The organism is Sulfuriroseicoccus oceanibius (assembly GCF_010681825.2).
Taxonomy (GTDB): Bacteria; Verrucomicrobiota; Verrucomicrobiia; order Verrucomicrobiales; family SLCJ01; genus Sulfuriroseicoccus; species Sulfuriroseicoccus oceanibius.
On sequence record NZ_CP066776.1, the window covers coordinates 3,148,612 to 3,170,126 of the forward strand.

General features: G+C 59.3%; 18 protein-coding genes and 1 other RNA gene. 12 read left to right on the plus strand and 7 right to left on the minus strand.

Annotation, left to right across the window (positions count from 1 at the left end; all coding sequences use genetic code 11):
• Positions 1-81 precede the first annotated feature (81 nt).
• Positions 82-271, plus strand: a non-coding RNA gene (ssrS, locus tag G3M56_RS12730) — 6S RNA.
• A gap of 867 nt (positions 272-1,138) precedes the next feature.
• Here the strand turns inward: ssrS and G3M56_RS12735 are convergent.
• Genes G3M56_RS12735 through G3M56_RS12760 form a run of 6 tightly spaced genes read right to left on the minus strand, consistent with a single transcriptional unit; the run spans position 1,139 to position 9,405 of the window.
• Positions 1,139-2,068, minus strand: coding sequence for a bifunctional riboflavin kinase/FAD synthetase (locus G3M56_RS12735; RefSeq protein ID WP_164365140.1), 930 nt, complete (start codon positions 2,066-2,068; stop codon positions 1,139-1,141).
• A gap of 13 nt (positions 2,069-2,081) precedes the next feature.
• On the minus strand, positions 2,082-3,143 hold the full coding sequence (locus G3M56_RS12740; protein ID WP_235203449.1) for an ABC transporter ATP-binding protein: 1,062 nt from the start codon (positions 3,141-3,143) through the stop codon (positions 2,082-2,084).
• Positions 3,140-4,138 carry an ABC transporter ATP-binding protein gene (locus G3M56_RS12745; protein WP_164365141.1) on the minus strand — a complete coding sequence of 333 codons (999 nt, stop codon included), beginning with the start codon at positions 4,136-4,138 and terminating at the stop codon, positions 3,140-3,142. Before G3M56_RS12745 ends, G3M56_RS12740 begins: the two co-directional genes overlap by 4 nt.
• Positions 4,135-6,396 carry an ABC transporter substrate-binding protein gene (locus G3M56_RS12750; protein ID WP_164365142.1) on the minus strand — a complete coding sequence of 754 codons (2,262 nt, stop codon included), beginning with the start codon at positions 6,394-6,396 and terminating at the stop codon, positions 4,135-4,137. Before G3M56_RS12750 ends, G3M56_RS12745 begins: the two co-directional genes overlap by 4 nt.
• Before the next feature lie 5 nt (positions 6,397-6,401).
• Positions 6,402-7,991, minus strand: coding sequence for an ABC transporter permease subunit (locus tag G3M56_RS12755; protein WP_164365143.1), 1,590 nt, complete (start codon positions 7,989-7,991; stop codon positions 6,402-6,404).
• 19 nt (positions 7,992-8,010) lie between these two features.
• Entirely contained in the window at positions 8,011-9,405 is a 1,395-nt protein-coding gene (locus tag G3M56_RS12760; RefSeq protein ID WP_164365144.1) for an ABC transporter permease, read from the minus strand.
• 297 nt (positions 9,406-9,702) lie between these two features.
• Between G3M56_RS12760 and G3M56_RS12765 the strand changes: the two genes are divergently transcribed.
• The 11 genes from G3M56_RS12765 to G3M56_RS12815 all read left to right on the plus strand — a co-directional run bounded on the left by G3M56_RS12765 (position 9,703) and on the right by G3M56_RS12815 (position 19,943).
• Complete coding sequence (locus G3M56_RS12765) at positions 9,703-10,392, plus strand: MotA/TolQ/ExbB proton channel family protein (protein ID WP_164365145.1); 690 nt, start codon at positions 9,703-9,705, stop codon at positions 10,390-10,392.
• Positions 10,393-10,425: 33 nt separating this feature from the next.
• Entirely contained in the window at positions 10,426-10,926 is a 501-nt protein-coding gene (locus G3M56_RS12770) for an ExbD/TolR family protein (RefSeq protein WP_164365146.1), read from the plus strand.
• A complete protein-coding gene (locus tag G3M56_RS12775) occupies positions 10,907-11,329 on the plus strand; it encodes an ExbD/TolR family protein (RefSeq protein ID WP_164365147.1) in 423 nt (140 codons plus the stop codon). The genes G3M56_RS12770 and G3M56_RS12775 overlap by 20 nt, the downstream gene beginning before the upstream one ends.
• On the plus strand, positions 11,310-12,410 hold the full coding sequence (locus G3M56_RS12780) for a hypothetical protein (protein WP_164365148.1): 1,101 nt from the start codon (positions 11,310-11,312) through the stop codon (positions 12,408-12,410). The genes G3M56_RS12775 and G3M56_RS12780 overlap by 20 nt, the downstream gene beginning before the upstream one ends.
• A gap of 90 nt (positions 12,411-12,500) precedes the next feature.
• Positions 12,501-13,226, plus strand: coding sequence for a hypothetical protein (locus tag G3M56_RS12785; protein ID WP_164365149.1), 726 nt, complete (start codon positions 12,501-12,503; stop codon positions 13,224-13,226).
• Positions 13,227-13,390: 164 nt separating this feature from the next.
• Positions 13,391-15,334, plus strand: a complete 1,944-nt coding sequence (locus G3M56_RS12790) for a peptide ABC transporter substrate-binding protein (protein ID WP_164365150.1) — start codon at positions 13,391-13,393, stop codon at positions 15,332-15,334.
• 25 nt (positions 15,335-15,359) lie between these two features.
• Positions 15,360-16,286: an ABC transporter permease gene (locus tag G3M56_RS12795; RefSeq protein WP_164365151.1), complete on the plus strand. Its 927-nt coding sequence runs from the start codon at positions 15,360-15,362 to the stop codon at positions 16,284-16,286.
• Positions 16,283-17,257, plus strand: coding sequence for an ABC transporter permease (locus tag G3M56_RS12800; RefSeq protein WP_164365152.1), 975 nt, complete (start codon positions 16,283-16,285; stop codon positions 17,255-17,257). Before G3M56_RS12795 ends, G3M56_RS12800 begins: the two co-directional genes overlap by 4 nt.
• Positions 17,258-17,406: 149 nt before the next feature.
• Positions 17,407-18,399 carry an ABC transporter ATP-binding protein gene (locus G3M56_RS12805; protein WP_164365153.1) on the plus strand — a complete coding sequence of 331 codons (993 nt, stop codon included), beginning with the start codon at positions 17,407-17,409 and terminating at the stop codon, positions 18,397-18,399.
• Between the two features lie 10 nt (positions 18,400-18,409).
• Entirely contained in the window at positions 18,410-19,177 is a 768-nt protein-coding gene (locus tag G3M56_RS12810) for an ABC transporter ATP-binding protein (protein WP_164365154.1), read from the plus strand.
• A gap of 43 nt (positions 19,178-19,220) precedes the next feature.
• Entirely contained in the window at positions 19,221-19,943 is a 723-nt protein-coding gene (locus G3M56_RS12815; protein WP_164365155.1) for an FHA domain-containing protein, read from the plus strand.
• Positions 19,944-20,541: 598 nt separating this feature from the next.
• Here the strand turns inward: G3M56_RS12815 and G3M56_RS12820 are convergent.
• On the minus strand, positions 20,542-21,261 hold the full coding sequence (locus G3M56_RS12820) for a rhomboid family intramembrane serine protease (protein WP_164365156.1): 720 nt from the start codon (positions 21,259-21,261) through the stop codon (positions 20,542-20,544).
• Positions 21,262-21,515: the final 254 nt, after the last annotated feature.

The window sequence follows — 21,515 nt, forward strand, 5'->3', positions numbered from 1 at the left end:
GTATGCCTGACCGGCCTGCAAATGTCCGCACAATTCTTACGGATTCCTCGCGACAAACGTACGATTCCGGCTATCTTGCGGCGGTTCCTACGGTGTTCGACCGCATGTGGGAATATTGGCCCCGACCCGATGTATAAACTCCGGGCGGCTTAGCTGGGTAACTGATGTCAGGCCTCCATTGGACGGCAGATGTTGGTTCGGCGGCTGCCCACCTGATGAGAGTCAGGGAACGAGAGGTCCAAATCCCACGGACGGCACATGCGGGAACCATCCGCCCATTCGATCCAAGCGATCGGATGGGTCTTTTTGTGTCCGCGGGGTGACGGTGCCCGCTCCATGTAAACCGTCCCGATGGGACGATTCTTTTATCCCGATCACCCCCTGCGGTTGAAACCGCAGGCTAACCAGTAAGCCGTCGCTCCGCGACGAAGACCCGGGTCTATTCCGGAGCTCCCCGGCCGCGCGCGAACGAGTACCCACACCGCACCGACGGCAGAAATGCCGTCACTCCAGCGCTGCGCATTGTCATACGAGCATGCGCCGGGCGCTCGACATTCCTGTCGACCCTATTCCCCGACAGAGCGCAGCGAGCACGATCTCTGCGCGCCCCACACCATCACTATCGAACCCTCTGCCGGTCAATTGCGATGAGGATACCGATAGCGATAGCGTCCCCCCGATACTCGCAACGCTTCGCCTGCATCACACCTCACCGACGGCAGGAATGCCGTCCCTCCAGCGCTGCGCATGCATCAACATCACCACCACAAGGCCCAGCCGCTAGCCCCCCCCAGCTCAAAAAAGCACCAATCCCAACAATCCTGTAATCTGCGGAAAAAAACGCGATCACCCGCCTCCGACGCCCCCTTCACCACTCGTCGGAGCTTTCACCCCTCCGCGTCTTCGCGTCTCTGCGTGAGTATTCCCCATCAGAGCTGCGCATGCATCAACCACCACACGGCGCAGCCGCTATCCATCACGCACCGCCTCTGGCAGAAAAACAACAATCCCAACAATCCTGCAATCTGCGGAAAAAACCGCGATCACCAGCCTTCGACGTCGCCTTCACCTCCCGTCGGAGCTTTCCCCCCTCCGCGTCTTTGCGTCTCTGCGTGAGTATTCCCACGCGCAACGCGCCCTACCCCCCAAACACAGCACGCGCCGCCTCGGCATCCGCTGTGATCTGGGCCGTCAGTGCCTCCAGCGAATCGAACTTAGTCTCCTCGCGCAGAAACTTCACGAATCGTACGTCCATCTCAGCACCGTAAAGGTCGCCCTCAAAGTCGAACAAATGGACCTCAAGCAACTTGCGGGCCGCTCCGCCTTCCACCGTCGGGCGCACGCCCAAGTTGGCGACACCGTTGAAAACTTCACCGCGCAGTGTGGCCTTCACCGCCCACACTCCATTTGGAGGCAACTGCTCCGAATGCACGGTCAGGTTCGCGGTTGGAAAGCCTAGAGTCCTCCCGAGCTTCCGCCCCTGGATCACGGTGCCCAGCACGGTGTACTCGCGCCCGAGCAGCGATGCAGCTTTGGCAAAATCCCCGACCTGCACCGCATGACGGATCGCCGTACTCGAAACCCGTTCGCCGCCGACCGTCACTTGATCGACCGCCGACACGGAAAACCCATAATCAACGCCCATCGACTCAAGCATCGCCACGTTGCCCGAGCGCTTCGCCCCGAACTCAAAATCAGTACCAACCGCGATCTGGCGCAGGTTTTCACAAGCACTCAGCAAGTCGCGGACAAACCGATCACCCGGGATCTTGGCGAACACACCGTCGAACGGGATCACCAACATCCATTTCACTCCCATCTCCTCAAGCAGCATCTCCTTGTGCCGCTCAGCGGTCAGCAAACGCGGTGCCACTTCCGGTGCCAGCACGCGGATCGGGTGCGGATCAAATGTCACCACCACCGCCGAGCCCCCAGATGCCTTGGCCCCTGCCAACGCATCGCCAATCACCGCCATGTGCCCAATGTGCACACCGTCAAACACACCAATCGCCAAGTGCACCGGACCGGGCACCCGCGTAAGGTCGGCAATTGATCGAAGAATTTCCATGGATCAAAACCCTTTAGGCACGGATCGCTTGGACTTTAGCCCAGTCCTCAGGCTCCAAACAACAAGGATCCGCCGCCACCCAGTGGTCCGGCTCGATTTCCACCAACGACATATCCATGCCGACGGTCATCTCATAATCCGGATGGTTGATTCGGTGACCGAACGCACTACCCGCCGGTGGATCGATCGGTGATGGCACGTCGCCAGGCAATGGTTGGTGCGTGCGCTCGCGCAATGGGTCCGGATGAGGCACCGCGCTCAAAAGCGCTTTCGTGTACGCATGCTTCGGAGAATGGTAGATCGTATCCGCATCCGCGAGTTCGACAATCTTGCCAAGATACATCACAGCCACACGATCGCTGATGTGTTTCACCACCGCCAGATCGTGGGCGATGAAAAGATACGACAGGCCAAAGTCACGCTGCAGGTCCATCAACAAATTGAGCACCTGCGACTGCACCGACACGTCGAGTGCCGAAACCGGTTCGTCCAACACGAGCATCTTTGGGTTCAATGCCAAGGCGCGGGCGATGCCAATGCGCTGGCGCTGACCGCCGGAGAACTCGAACGAGTAGCGCTGAGCGGCACTGGCAGGGAGACCCACCAGTTCCAACAACTCAGCAACCTTGGCCTCACGCTCGGCTGGGGTTCCGATCCCCTGCACCTCAAGCGGCTCCGCAACGATCTGGCCGACGGACATACGCGCATTGAGCGACTCCGCCGGATCCTGGAAAACCATCTGGAAATCGCAGCGCATCGGACGCAACGCAGGCTGGCTGAGGTTCGCTATCTCACGCCCTTCGAACTCAATGCTACCAGCGGTCGGCTTGTACAGGCGCACCAGCGCCTTGCCCAGAGTTGACTTGCCGCAGCCGGATTCACCGACGAGCCCGAGCGTTTCACCGGGACGCACCGCGAACGACACGCCGTCCACTGCCTTTACCGCGCCGACCTGACGCATCATCACGCCGCCACGCACGGGGAAGTGCATCTTCAAATCACGCACGTTGAGGATTGGCTCAACGTCGGATGAAGGCGCGGGTGGCGGGGTCTGTGTAGATTCAGCTTGGCTCATGCGACAGGTTGGTTGAGGGAAACATCAGTGCACTCAGGGCACGCTTCGACCCAGTGGTTGGCGGAAGCTTCGACAAATTGTGGGCGAGTTTTGAGCGAATCTCCGGTGCGGTTCATGCGCTGGCAGAAGCGGCAACCCGGCACGAAATCAGCAATCGAAGCCACCAGTCCGGGAATGGTATTGAGCTTGGTCTTGCGCTCGTTTTCCAAGCGCGGGATCGAGTTGAGCAGGCCTTTGGTGTAGGCGTGCTGCGGGTTGGTGAAGAGCTCCACCACCGGGGCACGCTCGACCACGCGTCCTGCGTACATTACCACGACTTCGTCGCAGGTTTCCGCAATCACTCCGAGATCGTGGGTGATCATGATGGTCGACATCCCACTCTCACGCTGCAGGTCCTTGAGCAAATCCAGAATCTGCGCCTGCACCGTCACGTCCAGCGCGGTGGTCGGCTCGTCAGCAATCACCAGCTTGGGGTCACATGCCAGCGCAATGGCAATCACCACACGCTGACGCATCCCACCGGAAAGCTGGTGCGGGTACTCGGTCACGCGCTTCTCAGGAGCCGGAATCCCGACCCGCTTGAGCAACTCGACCGACTTCTCCAACGCCTCGCGCTTACTCATCCCACGGTGCAGGATTAACGATTCACTGATCTGCTTGCCAATGCGATGCACTGGATTGAGCGCGGTCATCGGCTCTTGGAAGATCACGCCGATCTCACCACCACGCAGGCTCTGCAAGCGCTTCTCATCCGCTCCGACAAGGTTTTCCCCGTCGAACAAAATCTCACCACCTTGGATGTGACCCATCGGCTGTGGCAGCAACTGCACGATCGACATCGCGGTCACGCTCTTACCACATCCGGACTCCCCGACGATGCCGACGGTTTTCCCTTTCGGCACGTCGAACGACACTCCGTCGACTGCCACCAGACGACCGTTGTCAGTATCGAAGCCGGTCACCAGATCACGTACTTGAAGAATCGAATCACTCATGGTTGGACACCCTCCTGGTTGTCAGTTGGAACGGCAGCCTCTTCGGCATCCACCGCGTCGGCTGGCACTTCATCGGCAGTTTCCTGCTCCGCATCAATCACTGGCTGATCCGAATCCGAAGGAAGTTCCGCACCAGCAGGCTTCGGCAGCGGACGAGGCAACGGTTTCTTCCACGAACGGAAGACATTCACCGTATGCTGTACTTCAGGGAAAGTCTCGCCACGCTTCATCGCCTCAAGCGTCTCCTGCTTGCGCTCCTCATCAATCCAGAACACATAGCTTTCGTCCGGCACCGAAGTCTCCGGCGGCAACAACGGCATCGACTCCTCATCCGGCCAGCGCATCCAACGCCACGAACCAAAGCGGATGAAGTCGGTCAGGTAACCTGGCACAAACATCGCCTCATCATGTATGATCTGCTGCACCTTCCACGCCGCATCGCGGATCTCCTCGGTTGAAGACGCATTACGGATCCGCTCAGAGAGCTTGTCGGTCACAGGGTCCGCCCAGCCAAAAATGTTGTTAGTATTCGGCTTGGTCTTGCCTTCTTCCGTCACGGCATTGGTCGAGTGGAGGAACTGATGGTAGCGAGGGAACGGAGGCTGCATACCCCACGCGGTGAAGCATATCTGATGCTTCTTATCCGACGTCTCCTTGAACGCCACCGATGGATCCAACCCATTGAGACGCAGTTCGAGCCCCGCTTTTGCCGCTTCCTCTTTAAGCAACGCGAGACGCTGCGAAATGACCGGCACCGCAGGATAAGTCACCGACACTGACAATGGGGTGCCGTCAGGCTTGCGGAGAATCCCGTCGTTGCCCAATTCGGTGTAGCCTGCTTTGGCGAAGTGAGCACGCGCCTTCTCAATCGAGAACGGCCGGGCTTTGATGTTCGGGTTGGAAAATGAACCGTAACCTTCGGAGAAGTGGTTCATCCGCGCATAGTCGCCTTGGAAGATCACATCAATCACCTTCTGCCAGTTGGTGGCGTAGCTGATGCCAATGCGCACGTCACGGTTGTCGAGCGGCGCCTTGCGCACGTTGATGTGCAAACCATACGGCGGACGCGGGAACTGATTGTAGAACGTGTAGCGCTCGATGTAGCCCTTGAACACAGGCGGCATCTCGGACTTGCGGTACCAGAAATCCGGCGGCGTCAGAGCATGGAAGTCAATTTCACCAGCGCGGAACATTTCGAACGCCTTGGACTGACTGCGCACCAGTTTGTAGTACAACTCATCCGGGTTGTACATGTACTGATAATGCTTCTTGTCCTTGGCCCACCAGTCCTTCTTGCGGGTCAGTGTCACGGACAGGCCCTTTTGCAGCCCATCCTCAGCCAAATGGTAGGCGCCGGTGGTCGGCTCTGCTCGCCATTGGTAGCGGTCCTTGTAGTCAGGACCGTACTCTTCGTAAAACTTTTCAGGAGCCGGTGACACCGATGCGTACAACGGTAGCAGCGGCTTCGCGTCCGGCAGCGAAATCGACAGCAGATGGTCACTGTAGACCGTGAGGTTAGCGAACTGATCGCGGTAATACTGAGAATAGAACGGCTCGACCACGTTATCGGAGATCCGCACATAGACGCCACGCAGGTAGTCCATAGCTTTCACCGGAGTATCGTCGGTGTAGCGTGCGTCCGGGTCGATCTCGTAGAACATCGTGCGCCCGTCGGCACTCACCGCCCAGCGCTTGGCCACTCCCGGAATGAACTGCCCGGTGGTTGGGTGCATACTCACCAGCGGGATCTCAAGGTTGTCATAAAGATATCCGCGGAAGCTATGGTTCGACTTGGCTCCGAAGCGGCGCAATGTCGGCGGATAGGCCATGATGAACGAGTTGAAGCGCCCGCCCTTCTTGGCATCCGGGTCACCGATTGGCGGTTCTTCCATGCCATCATTCCACACCAATCCCTCAGGGAGATCCTCTGGAGTTTTGATGGAGAAATAACCATCGAGCGACTGACGGAATTCAATCCTCGCCAACTCGCGTTCCAAGTCATCGAGCGTCGATGCCGCATTGGCCTTGGCCTGATCGGTTTCAGCCTTTGCCAAGGTTTCGCGTGCCTCGGTTAGTGCCTTTTCCACCCGCACCTTCTGCTGCAGCAGGTGTTCGGCAATATGGTTGTTGTAGAGCGGGATGAAGTCTTCGAGCCCGAAGTCCTGCTTCACCACGGCCTGCTCGGGCTCGGCACACGAACTAAGCAGCGCGCCCCCGGCGCATACCAGCGAAGCGGAGAGTATTAACGATTTCCACATAGATCTTAACGATAGGTGGTGAACTTTTTCGGATCGAACGCATCACGTACCGCCTCACCAACGAACGTGACCAAAATCAAGGTGGCAACCAGTGCCAGGAACGCGGATGTCGCCAGCCACGAGGCCGACAAGTTATCCAATCCGTCCTTCAACAAACGCCCCCAGGTGGCGTAGCTCTCCGGCAAGCCGTAGCCGAGGTAGTCGAGCGAGGTCAGCGCCATGATCAACCCGGAGATCGAGAACGGCACGAGCGTCACCAGAATCGCCACCGCGTTCGGCAGGATGTGACGGAAAATAATCGTCGGCGTGGAGCAACCAATCACACGGGCTGCTGCCACGTAATCGCGCTGCTTCTCCTTCAGCGCGGCCGTCCGCATCAGATAGGTCATCCCCATCCATCCGAAAACGACCAGGATCCCAAGCACCGGCGCCAGACCTTTCCATTGGTCCGGCACACTGCCACTGACAATCACAATCACGAAGAGGAATGGAATGTTGGAGAAGATCTCGATCAGTCGTTGGACGATCAGATCGAACGTGCCGCCGAAGAAGCCCATCAACAATCCAACGGTGATTCCGATGGTGTAAATGAGCGGGATGTAAACCAGAGCCGCTTTGAAGTTCACCTGCAAGCCGCCATAAAGGTAGGCCAGCACGTCGTAGCCCTGCGAGGTGGTGCCGAGCAGGTGACCATTCTCCGGCAGCGGTGGCGCCGGGTTGGCAAATGCCTGGCGGATCGGCAACGCATCGCCAGCGGTCAGGAACTCGTCGACCGATCCCTCACCAGTCCAGTGCAGCGTGTCCTCAACCATTTCGCCCGCGGAGTAGCTCACGCTCAACACACGCTCACCGGTGGCGGACCAGCCATTGGTCTCTTTGTCGAGCAAGCCATCACGGATCTGCATCCGGGTGTGCATGCGGTCCGGGTTGCGCGGATCGTACAGCCGGATCGCGATCCCGCTGAACACCTCGTCTTTGCCAGGCAGGTAGATCTTGCCATCCTCACGCTTCTCGAGCGGCGAGGTCTGGGTCGACTGCGTATCACCGGTCGGCGCGTACGGCACCAGCGGCATGATCACCACATTGCCCTCGTCGGCATCCTCGAAGGCCAGCTTGAGCTTGCGGTAGTTCGGCTTGGTCAACGCGGCATCGCCCTCGAGTCCGAAGTCCTTGCCCATTGGTTGCTCTAGCACAAAGGCAGGGAACTGCCACTTGCCGTTGTACTTCACGGCCAGCGCCTCGTTGCCCACGATCACGTGGTCGAGCGCGGCAATCACCATCATCACGATGAGGATCAGGAACGAGACATAGCCACGGCGGTTCTCCTTGAAGCGCTTCAAGCGGCGCTCGGTGATCGGCGTCAGCTTGTAACCGGGCTTGAATTTAAACAGCAAGCCCGCCCCCGCGAGGATTCCGACCAACCAGAAGAGGTAGCCGAAAACTGGGATAAACTTCTCCCCCTGCCATCCCAATGCCGGGATTTCACGGGAAACGTTGAAGGGCCAACGCAAGGTCGGCAACTGAAGCGCGAAGAGTTCGGCAACGATCGCAACGACGGAGAGCGCGATCAACAACCAGGCAAGTTTTCGAATCATTCGGTGAAAAAAGTGAGGCTTACTGGAATTTGATCCGCGGATCGACCAAGGACACGATGAAGTCGGAGAGAATGTTCCCGACGAGCATGAGGAAGGCGGCGATGGTCAGCGTGCCCATCATCACGTTGATGTCGACATCTTTGACCGCCTGGTACTGCAACAACCCGAAGCCCGGGATATCGAACACCTGCTCGATCAACATCGATCCACCAACGATCAGCGCGATCAGGTTGCCGAGACCAGTGGCAATCGGGATGAACGAGTTGCGGAACGCGTGCTTGAACACAGCTGATTTGAAACTCACGCCTTTGGAAACCGCCGTCCGAACGTAGTCGGCGGCCAGGTTATCCATGAGGTTGTTCTTCATCATCATGGTGGTCACGGCAAAGCCAGCCACCACGTAAGAAAGCAGCGGCAGCGCGGTGTGCATTGCCAGATCCTTGAGCTTCGCGCCCGGACTCAGCGTGTCGAACTCAGGGGAAACCAGTCCGGCCAATGGAAAGATGTCCGCCCGCGCGCCAAAGTGAACGAGCAACACCGCACCCAACGCAAAGCCCGGCACGGAATAGCCCACGAAAATCAACACGGAGGTCACACTGTCGATCATCGTGCGGTGCTTGAGCGCTTTGACCACGCCCAGCGGCAAGCACACTCCGTAGGTGATGATCGCGGTCAGGATTCCGAAGTAGAGCGCGATCGGAATCCGCTCGAGAATCATGTCGATCACCCGGTCGTTGTAGGTGGACGAGCGACCAAGGTCCCCTTGCAGCAACCCGCTGAAGCGGCCTTTGAAGATCACCGCACGGTACGCGTACTCCTTGGCGGAATAGAGATCGCTGTCGACCACCAGGCGCTCGCCCTCCTCTTTCACTCCGAGGCGGTAACGCCGGGCAAAACGTAAGATCCGGTCATCGGGCGTCTCGATGCGCACCTGCCAACAATCATTGAGGATGGACTCGCCCGAATCCAAGTAGGTCGCGGATTCCACATCCACCGCATCCGGCGAGCTGCGCCGAACCAACACCTGACGCCCGCTTCCGGACAAGGTCACCAAGGTTTCCAACTTCGGGTCACCGACCAAATCCTCGCGCAAACGCGTCACCTTCTTGAACTCACCTTTGGCGATCTGCCGTTCTTTCTTCCACGCCCCAAGCCATTGCAGGTAAGCGATGAACGACGGCTTGTCATAGCCGTACTCTTCCTCCATCGCCTCCAACTTGTCCTCGTCGAGGGAACCGCCGGACTCTTTACCCCCACCGGATCCGCCCCCGCCCTCCTGGGCCTGGCTCGCCTGCTGCATCGCTGTCTCGATCGGACCACCCGGAACCCAGCGACTCACCGTGAACACCACAATCGTCACCCCCAACAGGGTGAAGGGAACAAGCAGCAGACGTCTGAGGAAATAGGCTTTCATAGGAAGGGGGAATCGCCGGCAACAGCCCACCGGTGACCGCGACACATAAGCAAAGCATCAACGCAACTCAAGCCGTCAGGTCAATTAATACAAATTCCACAGGATAACGCCGCAATCACCACCTCCCGTCTCAACAATCGCTCATCCTTGGAAAGGATGCGTCATCCCCCGTCAATTCGACTCGTCAAAGTCCCCTCCGGAGCTCCACCGACAAAACCATTTTTACTTTATTCCAAATTTTTCCAACAAATCATACAGCTCCCATCGTTCCTCCCCCATTCCATTCAACTCCTAACTATGACAACCCTCGCAACCTCCGCAGCATTCCAATCCACCCTAGCAGCAACAGATTCCGTCGCCATCAACTGGCTCGAAGAGCTGCAAAAAGGAGGAATGACCGGAATGGTCCTGATCGCCCTGGCATTCGCCGGGGTATTTTTTATCATCGAGCGCCTGATCAACCTGCGCCGCAAAGTAATCATCCCGGCGGAAGCAGTCATTGAGAAGGCAGCCGCCCTCAACCCAGGCGACGTCGCCGGTGCTGACGACCTTTATCAGTCCGCTCCTAGCACGTTCACCAAAGTAGTCTCCCACATGGCGGAGTACCACGGCTCGGAACACTCGGTGCTGATGGACAGCGCGGCGGACATCGCCGGCCGGGACATCGACCGCCAAAACCGCCGCAGCTACGGCATCGGCGTCATCGCTACACTGGCTCCACTACTCGGACTGCTCGGCACCATGGTCGGCATGATCGAAGCCTTCGCCAAATTCGCCAAACTCGAGGACAGCGCGGAAGCCGCATTGGTACTCGGCGACTCGATCGGCAAAGCGCTCATCACCACAGCGATCGGCCTGATCATCGCGATCCCAGCACTGGGCGTCCACCATTGGCTCAAAGTCCGCATGGCCCGCTACGCCGACGAGCTGGAAGAAGCCATCGACCGCGTGTCGCACCGCTGGTTCCTCAAAGGCCAGAGCAAGTAACCGCTGCATCGGTAACCCAACCCCACCTTTACCGTGCGCATCCACCGCCGACGCAAAAGCAAAGCCCGCGGGGCATCGGAGAACTTCGACGTTTCGATGTCTCCGCTCATAGACTGCGTTTTCCTCCTACTGATCTTCTTCCTGGTCACCACCATGCTGAAGAAGACGGAGAAGCGCATCCCGGTGAAACTGCCCGAGCCGGAACTCGCCCTGGCCGAGAAAGCCAGCACCAACGAAATCACCATCGGCATGACCCGTGCCGGTGAGTTCGTCCAACCTGACGGCGAACGCGATGCCTTCGGCCGTAAAATGTACGCCGACATCAAAGACCTGCCCGCCCACCTGCGCAAACTCGCAGCAGATGGCGGACGCAAGAAACCGCTGGTCCTCGAAGCCCAACAGGGCACCGAGTTCCAACGCGTCGTCAAAACCCTCGACATCTGCAAAATCCAAGGATTCGACAATGTGACCCTGCGCGTTGTCTCCGATAACTTCCAATCCACGTTCACATCCGATGAGACTCCACAAAGATAGAGACGACGACGGAATCGAGGTCTCGATGTCTCCGCTCATCGACTGCGTGTTCCTTCTCCTGATCTTCTTCCTGGTCACCACCATGCTGAAGAAGAAGAACAAAGACATCGACATCGCCTTGCCGGCCTCGACATCGGCACTCGAGATGCCCATCGACGACACGTTGGTGGTCATCGGCATCGACCGCCAGGGCAACTGGTTCTTTGAAGGCGCATCCAGCAACCGCATGCAACTGCGCAAAAGCCTCCAACAAATCGCCCAATCCGACCCACATCAGGGCATCCGCCTCGACTGCGACCGCCGCTGCGACATCGCGCGCGTCACCGAGGTGATCGACCTTTGCAACTTCCACGGACTGAAAAACGTCGGCGTCCGCACCTACGATGAAAGCTACAATCAATAACGACCCCATCGCGCGCCGACAGCTACGTGGCCGCCGCATTGCCCGCGGCGTCTCGCTCGCTGCCTTGGCAATTTTCGGTCTGACCGCCTGGATCAAGCCCGAGCTCTTTTCCAACGAGCTCGACATGCCCACGGCAGAAGAGCGCGAAAAGGCGCGCCAGGAGCGCAAGAACCAATCCCAGAAGCGCCCGCGCGTCCTCAGCAAGGAGGACATTGAGCGCCTCGCCAACAAACGCAAGGAGCGCTACCGCAAGCAACTGATCGAGTCGATCACCAAGCTCGAAGAACGCGTGACCGTCGCCGAGCAAATGGAAGCCGAAGCGACCGAGCTCTTCCGCAACGATCCGAACACACTCCCCTCGTTGAAGACCTTGATCCCGGATCAGATCAAAGGGGCAAAGGGCTCGCTGATGGAAGAGTACCGCGTTGGCAATCAGGACATGAACGCGTTCATCACCCCGGATTGGCAACAGGTAGACCGCTGCTTCGGTGTTCTGTTCAACGGCATGTCACAATGGGAAACCACCCCAAACCTACAGCCAATGGCCGACGCCGCGGAAAAGCTCCACTCGACGGTGAAGGGCATGAGCTGGAAGACCGACAAGGGCGACGATGGGTTTACCGTGGCAACAAAACGCCAGGCCCGCACACTCGCCGGTAACACCATGGCCCTCGCCACCAACAACGTGGATCTGGCTCTACGCGGCAACGCCAGCGCCGAGGACCACCCGCTCACCCAGCCCCAGCGCGCGGACTTGGCGGCGACGCTCAGTCCGATGAACATCGCCCAACTCCACGAGTTGTCGCAAAAGCTCGGCGCCCACTACAGCGACCTGATGGGCGACGTCCAAGCCGCCAAGCTGGCAGAAGTCGCCAACATCACGTTCCCCGAAGCCATTGAGAAAATCGCCCACGAAAGCTACGTCCAGGACGATCTTTCAAAGGAGCTCAACGGCATCGAAGGGCAGATGCCACTCACAGATGAACAACTTGAGGCACTCTCCGCACTGCTCCAGGAGGCCGCAGCCAGTGCCGCACGCGCATTGACGAGCTCCACGCCAGCCAAGGAGGGCGGCACATGACGAGCTTGCGACGCGCCTCCCGGTCCGGGAGGAGATTCCAAAAAACAACTCGGTGATCAGTTCGCTCTCGGCGGTGGCAAAGGCGACCAGATGGTTGGCAAAGCCGGCGACGATGAGATCGCACGCTTCGGCTCGCTCACCAAGGAACACGTCCTGCTGTCTCTCGGCTTGCGCAGTGAGCTCGGCGCAGGTCAACAAGCACCACACGAAATCACACTGAACCGCGACACCATTCTCGCCAACGCCATCCCAGGCCGCCGCTTCGACCCGGCAAGCACCCGCAAGGGCTACCTCTACGTCGACACCTGGCACATCATCGGCCCGTGGGATGTCGACGGCCGGATCGGCCCATACCAACGCATCGACTTCTCGCGCATCTACCCGCCGGAGCAGGACGTCAACCTCGACGCACTCTACGGATCGGGCAAAACCCACCGTGTCTATGACGATGAGCGTGGCTATTTCGGCCGCGACCAACTCTCCGGACGCCTGAAGTGGAAGTTTTACCAAAGCCCGACGGTGGAGGTGCGTATCCCGCGTGAACAACTCGCCAACGACGCACTCTACTTCGCCTACACCGAAGTTTACTGCGAAAACGATACCGTGATGAACCTGGCATTCGCCTCGGACGATGCCGCGCGCATCCGGATCAATGGCGAGATTGTGTTCGAGGACCACCTCCTTTCACCGTACGAACTCAGCGAAGAAATCCGCCAGGTTCAGTTCAAGAAAGGCTACAACAAGATCCTCGTGCGACTGGTCAACGGCCCCGGCCCGGCTCGATTCTCGATGCTGCTGCTTCCAAACGAGTCCTAACCCGCACACCCAGACGACTTCTGAGTCGATCTCACCTCTTGAGAGGCATGGCAATCCGTGATAGCCATGCCTCTCGCGTGGTTTTCCCCTGCAGCGACCGACAGACCATCGGTCGCTGTGCCGTATCCGCGCGGCACCATCCCCACACCCGTCCGAACCTGCTCATGCTTCGCTCGTTACTCTCCGCCCTCGCCCTGCCTGCCGCCCTGCTTTCTCTGGCGGCCATGACCAGTTGCGACCGTCCGACGGACGTCGAGCTCGCCAACCGCGACCGCATCTTCCTCTATGGAAACTCGACCGAACCCCAAGGTCTCGATCCACACAAGGTGTCCGGGGTTCCCGAATCGAAGATCCTCTCGGCACTTTTCGAAGGGCTGGTCGCCGATTCCCCAACCTCCGACACGGAGATGCTTCCCGGTGCCGCCGCCCGCTGGACCTCAAACCCGGAATCCACCGAATGGACATTCTTCCTCCAGCCCGAGGGCAAGTGGTCGGACGGCAAACCAGTCACCGCCCACGACTTCACCTTCGCCTACGAGCGCATGCTGTCGCCTGACCTCGGTGCCAAGTACGCGGAGATGCTCTATTTCATCGAGAACGCGGAGGCCTACAACAAAACCAAGCTGGGCCACATTCTTTGCCTCAATGATCCGGACATCCCGATCATCCGCGAAGTTCTCGAAGAAGTGAACTTCAGCGGCGACAAGGAAATCAAGGACCCCGAGGAAGGCTCGATGGACGAACTGCGCGCCCGCGGACTCGACAACCTCACTCTCGAGGAACTCGAAACCATCTACGAGGCACCACGCGAACGGTTCATCTTCCCGGACGCCCTCACCACCGACCAAATCCACGCCATCCTCGACCGCTTGATCGCCTACCACAAAGCCGGCAAACCCGACTTGTGGGAGAAAGCCCGCGTCGGGGTCGAGGCCATCGACGACTACACCTTGCGCATCCGCTGCCGCGAGTCCGTCCCATTCCTGCCATCGATCACCCGCCACTACACGTGGTTCGCGGTGCCAAAACACGCCGTACTCGAGCACAGCCAGGCGGAGACCCGCAAAGCCAAGATGACCGACAAGAGCAACCGCTGGACGGTCGAGGGCAACATCGTGAGCAATGGTCCGTTCCAACTCAAGGATTGGCAGTTCAACAACTTCATCGAAGTCACCCGCAACCCACACTACTGGGACGCGGAGAACGTTTGGCTCGACGGCATGAAGTTCATCCCGATCGGCAACCCATACACGGAAATCCGGGCCTACGAGTCCGGCCAACTCCACACCACCAACAGCTGCCCTGCCGAGCTGGTGCCTGTAATGAAGGAGAAGATGCCGGACCAACTGCGTCAGGAACCGTACGTCGGTGCTTTGTTCCTGCGCGCCAACACGACCGTCAAGCCACTCGACGACCCACGCGTCCGCGAGGCACTCACACTCGCCATCGACCGCACCGCGATCACCGAAAACCTACTCTACGGCCACCGCCCGGCGCAGTCGTTCACCCCACCGATCGGCGACTACCAGCCGGATCCCGTCCTCGTCACCAACATTGAACGCGCGAACCAATTGCTCGACGACGCCGGGTTTGCGGACCGCAATTCGTTCCCCCAGCTCAAGTTCCTCATCGCCTCGCGCGAAAGCTCACGCACCTTGGCCGAAGCCGTTCAGGCCATGTGGTCGAAAAACCTCGGCATCGATGTGAGCATCGAAAACAAAGAATGGTCGTCGTACATCAGCTCGACCCACAAGATGGACTTCGAAATCGCTCTCAGCGGCTGGATCGGCGATTACCTTGACCCCACCACCTTCCTCAACATGTGGATCGAGGGTGGCGGCAACAACAACACCGGCTGGGCAAGCAAGGAATACGAAGCGCTGCTCAAAAAGGCCGCCCACGAAGGAGACGCCGCTAAGCGCCTCGACCTCCTGCGCCAGGCAGAGCGTGTCATGATGAGCGAATCACCCGTCATCCCGATCAGCTGGTACGCACGCAACTACCTGCTCCACCCATCGGTCAAAGGCTGGAATGCCTTGCTCCTCGACAACCACCCGTACAAGGCCATCCGCCTGACCGACGATGCGCAGCCTGCCGCATCGAAGTAATCCTCCCACCACACCCGCGACTCTGATGTTCCGAATCATCCTCAGCCGACTGACCCAGGGCGTGCTCGTTTTGTTCGTGCTGCTCACGCTCACGTTCTTTCTCGTGCGCCAGCTTCCTGGATCACCATTCCAAAGCGAACGCCAGCTTGCGCCCCACATTGAGGCCAAGTTGAACGAAACCTACGGCCTCGACAAACCGGTTCACATCCAATACGTGAACTACCTCAAGAGCGTCGCAAAAGGCGACCTTATGCCATCGATGAAGCGCGAAACCCGTGAGGTTTCCGAGATCATCGGTCAGGCATTCCCTGTTTCCGCCACGCTGGGCGTTTGCGCAATGGCAATCGCCGTTGGCATCGGCATCCCCGCCGGTGTGATCGCCGCCGTCCGCCGCAATAGCTTCGCGGACTATGCTGCCATGGTCGGCGCGCTGGTCGGCATCTGTGTTCCGACCTTCGTCATCGGGCCTCTCCTCGCCACCTACTTCGGGATCAACCTGGGATGGTTCCGCGTCGCCGGCTGGGGCCAACCGGGTGACCTCGTCCTTCCGGCACTGACGTTGGCTCTGCCAACCGCAGCCTACATCGCCCGCCTCACCCGCAGCGGCATGCTCGAAGTCATGTCCCAGGACTTCATCCGCACCGCCCGCGCCAAAGGGCTGCCTGAATCGACCATCATCGTGCGCCACGCCCTGCGCGGTGGGCTCGTCCCGGTCGTCGCGTTCCTCGGGCCGGCATTTGCTGCCATCATCTCGGGCTCGTTCGTCATTGAGTCCATCTTCCAAATCCCGGGCATGGGCCAGCACTTCGTCCAAGCCCCCGGCGACCGCGACTACACTCTACTTCAGGGCATTGTTTTGCTCTTCGGCGTTCTCATCGTCGCCGCCAACATCCTTTCCGATCTTGCCACCCTTTGGCTCAACCCACGCGCCCGCACCGCTGACAACAAATGAGCACGTCTGATTCCTCCAACGCCCCATCGACCAACGAGCCGATCGAACAAGGATCGTCGCTGTGGCATGACGCCTGGCTGCGATTGCGCAAAAACCACATCGCCGTGGTCAGCGCCGTCCTGCTCGTCGTCATCTTTGCCGCCTGCTACCTGCTGCCGCTGCTGATGGATCTTCCCGATCCCAACGCGATCAATCTGGACAACCGCTCGGCAGGTCCGGGCGCGGAGCATTGGCTCGGTACCGACCACCTCGGCCGCGATCTCTTCTCCCGCATCCTCGACGGTGGCCAGATCTCGCTGCTCGTCGCTCTGGCCACCACATTGGTTTCCACCACCATCGGCGTGCTCTACGGCAGCATTGCAGGATACGCCGGCGGCCGCACCGATGCCTGGATGATGCGCTGGGTCGACGTGCTCTACGCGTTGCCATTCCTGGTGCTCGTCATTCTCTTCTCGTTGTGGGTTTCCACCTACACCGGAAAAATGACCGACTTCTTTACCGACTTGCTCAAAGCCGACCGCCAATCGGTCTACCGCTTCACCTCGCTGGTGCCGCTCTTCATCGCTATCGGTGCCATCGGCTGGCTCAACATGGCTCGGATCGTCCGCGCCCAGGTCCAAGGTCTGCGCAAACAAGAGTTCGTCGAAGCTGCGCGCTCACTCGGTCTCAGCAACTCGCGCATTTTGTTCCGCCACATCCTTCCCAACACGCTGGGTCCCGTGATCGTCTACACCACGCTCACCGTTCCGGGCATCATGCTCTTCGAAGCCATCCTCTCGTTCCTCGGACTCGGCGTCCAGCCACCGAACTCATCGTGGGGAATCCTGATCAAAGAGGGAGCCGACCGCATGGAGGTGAATAGCAACCTACTGCTCTACCCGAGCATCGTCTTCTCCCTCACCCTGCTCGCGCTCAACTTCCTCGGCGACGGCCTGCGCGACGCTCTCGACCCTAAGTCAGCCAAGGATTAAGCGATATGTTTAGACAGGATTGACATGATGGACATGACCTGTCGCTCTCACGAAACACGGGATGGTCGGTATTCCCGCCGACGGATCATCCAAACAGAGCGCAGCGACCATTATTCTCCTAATCCCAAATCCCTCAAAACAGGTTTCCCATGCCACCTCTTCTTTCTGTAAACGACCTCAAAACCTACTTCGACACCCGCGCCGGCACGGTGCGCGCGGTCGATGGAGTCAGCTTCGACGTCGAACGCGAACAAACCGTCGGCATCGTCGGTGAGTCCGGCTCCGGCAAGTCGGTGACTTGCTACTCCCTGCTCGGGCTGATCCCGATGCCCCCCGGCCGCATCGCCGGAGGCACCGCCATGTTCGACGGTACGGACCTCCTTTCCTGCGGCGAAAAGGCCCTGCGCAAGATCCGCGGCAAGCGCATCTCGATGATCTTCCAGGACCCGATGACCTCGCTCAACCCATACATGAAGATCAGCAAGCAGCTCACCGAGCCGCTCGAAATTCATGAGGGCATCAAAGGGAAAGCCGCACGCCATCAGGCCATCGAAATGATGGAGAAGGTCGGCATCAAAAACGCGGAGTCCCGCATCGACTCCTACCCGCACGAGTTCTCCGGCGGTATGCGCCAGCGCGTCATGATCGCCATGTCACTGATCACCAAGCCCGATCTCCTGATCGCCGACGAGCCAACCACCGCGCTCGACGTCACCGTGCAGAAGCAGGTGCTCGATCTGATCAAGGACATGCAGAAGGAGCTCGGCACAGCGGTCATTTTCATCACCCACGACCTCGGCGTCGTCTCTGAAACGTGCGACGAAGTGAACGTGATGTACGCAGGCCGCTTCGTCGAGCGCGCCCCTACCGCCAAGCTCTTTGAGTCGCCGTTGCACGCATACACCCGCGCTCTTCAGGCAAGTATCCCGGTTCTTCATAAAAAGGGCGAAGACCTCCACTCAATCCCAGGCCTGCCACCAGACCTTACCAAGCCCATCGAGGGCTGCGCCTTCAAACCGCGCAACACCATGGGCAATCCCGACCGCTGCCTGACTACAAAACGCCCGCCATTGGTCGACATCGGCGACGGCCACTGGGTACAAAAATGCCCGGGCTGCATCGCCAACGCAAAAGCCGAATAATCCGCATCCCATGCTCGAACTCGACATCATCACCAAACACTTCCACACCAAGCAGGGCATCGTCCGCGCCGTGAATGGAGTGTCGCTCACCGTCGACGATGGCCGCATCCTCGGCCTGGTCGGCGAATCCGGCTGCGGCAAGTCCACGCTCTCGCGCTGCATCATGCAGCTCATTCCAGTGACCAGTGGCTCGATCAAGCTCAATGGCGAAGAGTTGACCACTCTCTCAAAGGCAGCCATCCGCCACCGCCGGCTCGACTTCCAGATGGTCTTCCAGGACCCGTACGCCTCGCTCAACCCGAGGATGACCGTTTTCGCCACGCTCGCCGAGGCAATCAAACAACGCCATCCCAAGATCGACAAACAGGAAGCCACCAGGCGCGTCATCAAGCTGCTGGACACCGTCGGCATCGCCGCACGCCACATGCAAAAGTACCCGCATGAGTTCTCCGGTGGCCAGCGCCAGCGTATCGCCATTGCCCGCGCACTGGCACCTGAGCCGAAGTTGATCATCGCAGACGAGCCTGTCTCAGCTCTCGACGTTTCGATCCAATCGCAGATCCTCAACCTGCTGCGCCAACTCCAGCGCGACCTCAACCTGAGCATGATTTTTATTTCGCACGATCTGGGCGTTGTCCATTACCTTGCCGATGACATCGCGGTGATGTACGGCGGCAAGCTGGTCGAAACCGGCACGGCGGACGACGTATTCTACCGCCCGCAGAACGACTACACGAAGAAGCTGCTCAACGCGGTTCCCAAGATCGCACGCAAGTGAATCGTTGATCCCCCTGCCCAAACCCGCCACACCTAAACCACCCATGTCCGCCCACATTTCGCTCACCCTCCCCAATGGCGAGGTCAAACGCTTCAGCCTCGAGATCGACCTCGTCCGCATCGGCCGCGCCCCGGACAACACGATCGCCCTCGACGACGCATCACTCAGCTCCCACCATTGCGTCATCACCCGCAAAGGCGACGACTTCAAAATCGAAGACCTGGACTCGACCAACGGGGTGGAACTCAACGGCAAGGAAATCGATGCCCACACCCTCGCTCACGGCGATGTCGTCAAAATGGGCGAAATCATGCTCACCTTCGAAGCCGACGGTGAAGCACCCCTAGATCCGGCCCCGCCAGCGGAACACGAAGACTTTCTTATCACCGAACCAGCGGCAGAGGAATCCGAGGACACATCTCCTGAAACCCGCCGCGTCGCCCAAGCCGTGCCTGTTGACGAGGACGATGACGAACCCGCCCCACGCCGCAAGGTGACCCAGGCCATCCCTGTCGACGAGGAGGACGATGAGGAGCCGGTATCCGATGCCATGGCCGCAGCCCCAGCGACCACCGCGCCACCGGCACGCGCCGCCCGTCCGGCCCAACCAGCCTACGTCCCACAGAAGTCAGGTGGCGGCATCGGTGGGTTCATCGTTTCGCTCTTTGTCGTCGTACTGTCGCTGCTCATCGGCCTGAGCCTCGCCCATTACCGCGCAACCGGCGGCATCCTGCCTCTCGACCTGCTCGACCAGCTGCAGAAATAGCCACCTCTAGCGGGTACAGCAGAAACCTCACACAGATCGCCCTGCGGACCTCACCGTCCCAGGGCGATTTTCGTTTACCTGTGCCATTCTCAATCTCCAGCATCCTTTCAGGATGCACTAGTTGGCCACACCCAGCCACAGGGCTGAAGCCCTGTGCTCTGTTACCGCCTCCTTTCAGGAGCCTCGTGACCACTGAGACAAACCAAGGTCGGAAATCAACGACCACTCTGGCGGCAGGAATACCGTCCCATCAGTGCGTCGCACCGCGACATGACGCTCCCTCCCTGTGCAACCCCTCAGCGACAACTCGGAGACACCCCTCCGGCTAGCAGGAACGGAGCCCCTAAGCCACCGCAATCCGTTCCTGAAGGGAACATGGTACAAAGCCCAACGGCTTCAGCCTTGGGGATCTGCGCACGTCCCAAATCAAACCACCCTGAAATGGTGGCGGAAACCCGCCCCCATCGTCAAACACTCCTCGAAATAACCAACGCCAGAAACACCTCGCCCCCCGTCGCGATGCGACGTCTTACCGGCTAGCCTGCGGATTCATCCGCAGGATCCCTCGCCTTCCGCCGCCTCGTCCCGAAGGGACGGTTTACCCCTCAATATCCCCGCCGCCCCACCGCACAGGGAAGAACGGCTTGATCGCCGGGCCAAAAAAGAACCGACCAAGAGCCAGCCCCATCAGGCCACCTCCCAAGTGCGCCCAATGCCCGATCTGCCCCATCACCGACGACACATCACCCGAATACCACCACCCGAGAACCAACGACGCCCCCAGCAATCCGTAGGTAAACGTCCGTCCTTTCAGATGCAGCGGAATCACAAACCCCAACAACAAGGTCACCTTCAAATTCCAACGCATCCAACAAAACGCCATCACCACCGCAAAGACACCACCAGACGCTCCGACCAAAGGCAACTCATTCGCCAATCCACACTGCAAGAGCCCGCCCGCGATCCCTCCGGCAAAATAGATAATCAACGTCCGCACTCCTCCCAACTCATCCTCCACCACGCGCCCGAAGGAATACAAAGCCAGCATATTGGCTACCAAGTGCATCGTTCCTCCGTGCAAAAACATATGCGTCACCAGACGCCACCACTGCCCCGCCGCTAACGAATCCGCCGTCAGCCAATATTTACTCATCAGCAGATGCCCGTTCAACGGGTTCTGCAGCACGTTCACGAATGCAAAGACGATACAATTGATGATCGCGAGTCTTCTGACCATGTCGTCCTGCGGGCGTTCTGTCGGCAACGGTCCACGCCAACGCATTGGGTGGGCAGGAGAATGATGGGATGGTCGGTTCATGAATGGGGCGAGGCCAGGGAAGCTTCATCCTAGCGGATGATCAATCGACGACGAGAAAGAATTCCGTGTAATCGATGTGCCGAACGATTGACATTTCCCGCAATCCTCCGCCACCCTGCTGCCGGCAGCATAATCTAACGTCATTTTCAGGTGCCACCGAATACGTACTTGGATTATACTACCGCGACTCAGCCGGGCCAGCCCGAAGGAAACCACACGCAAGCACACTAAAATGTAGCGGATTCCTCCCAAAA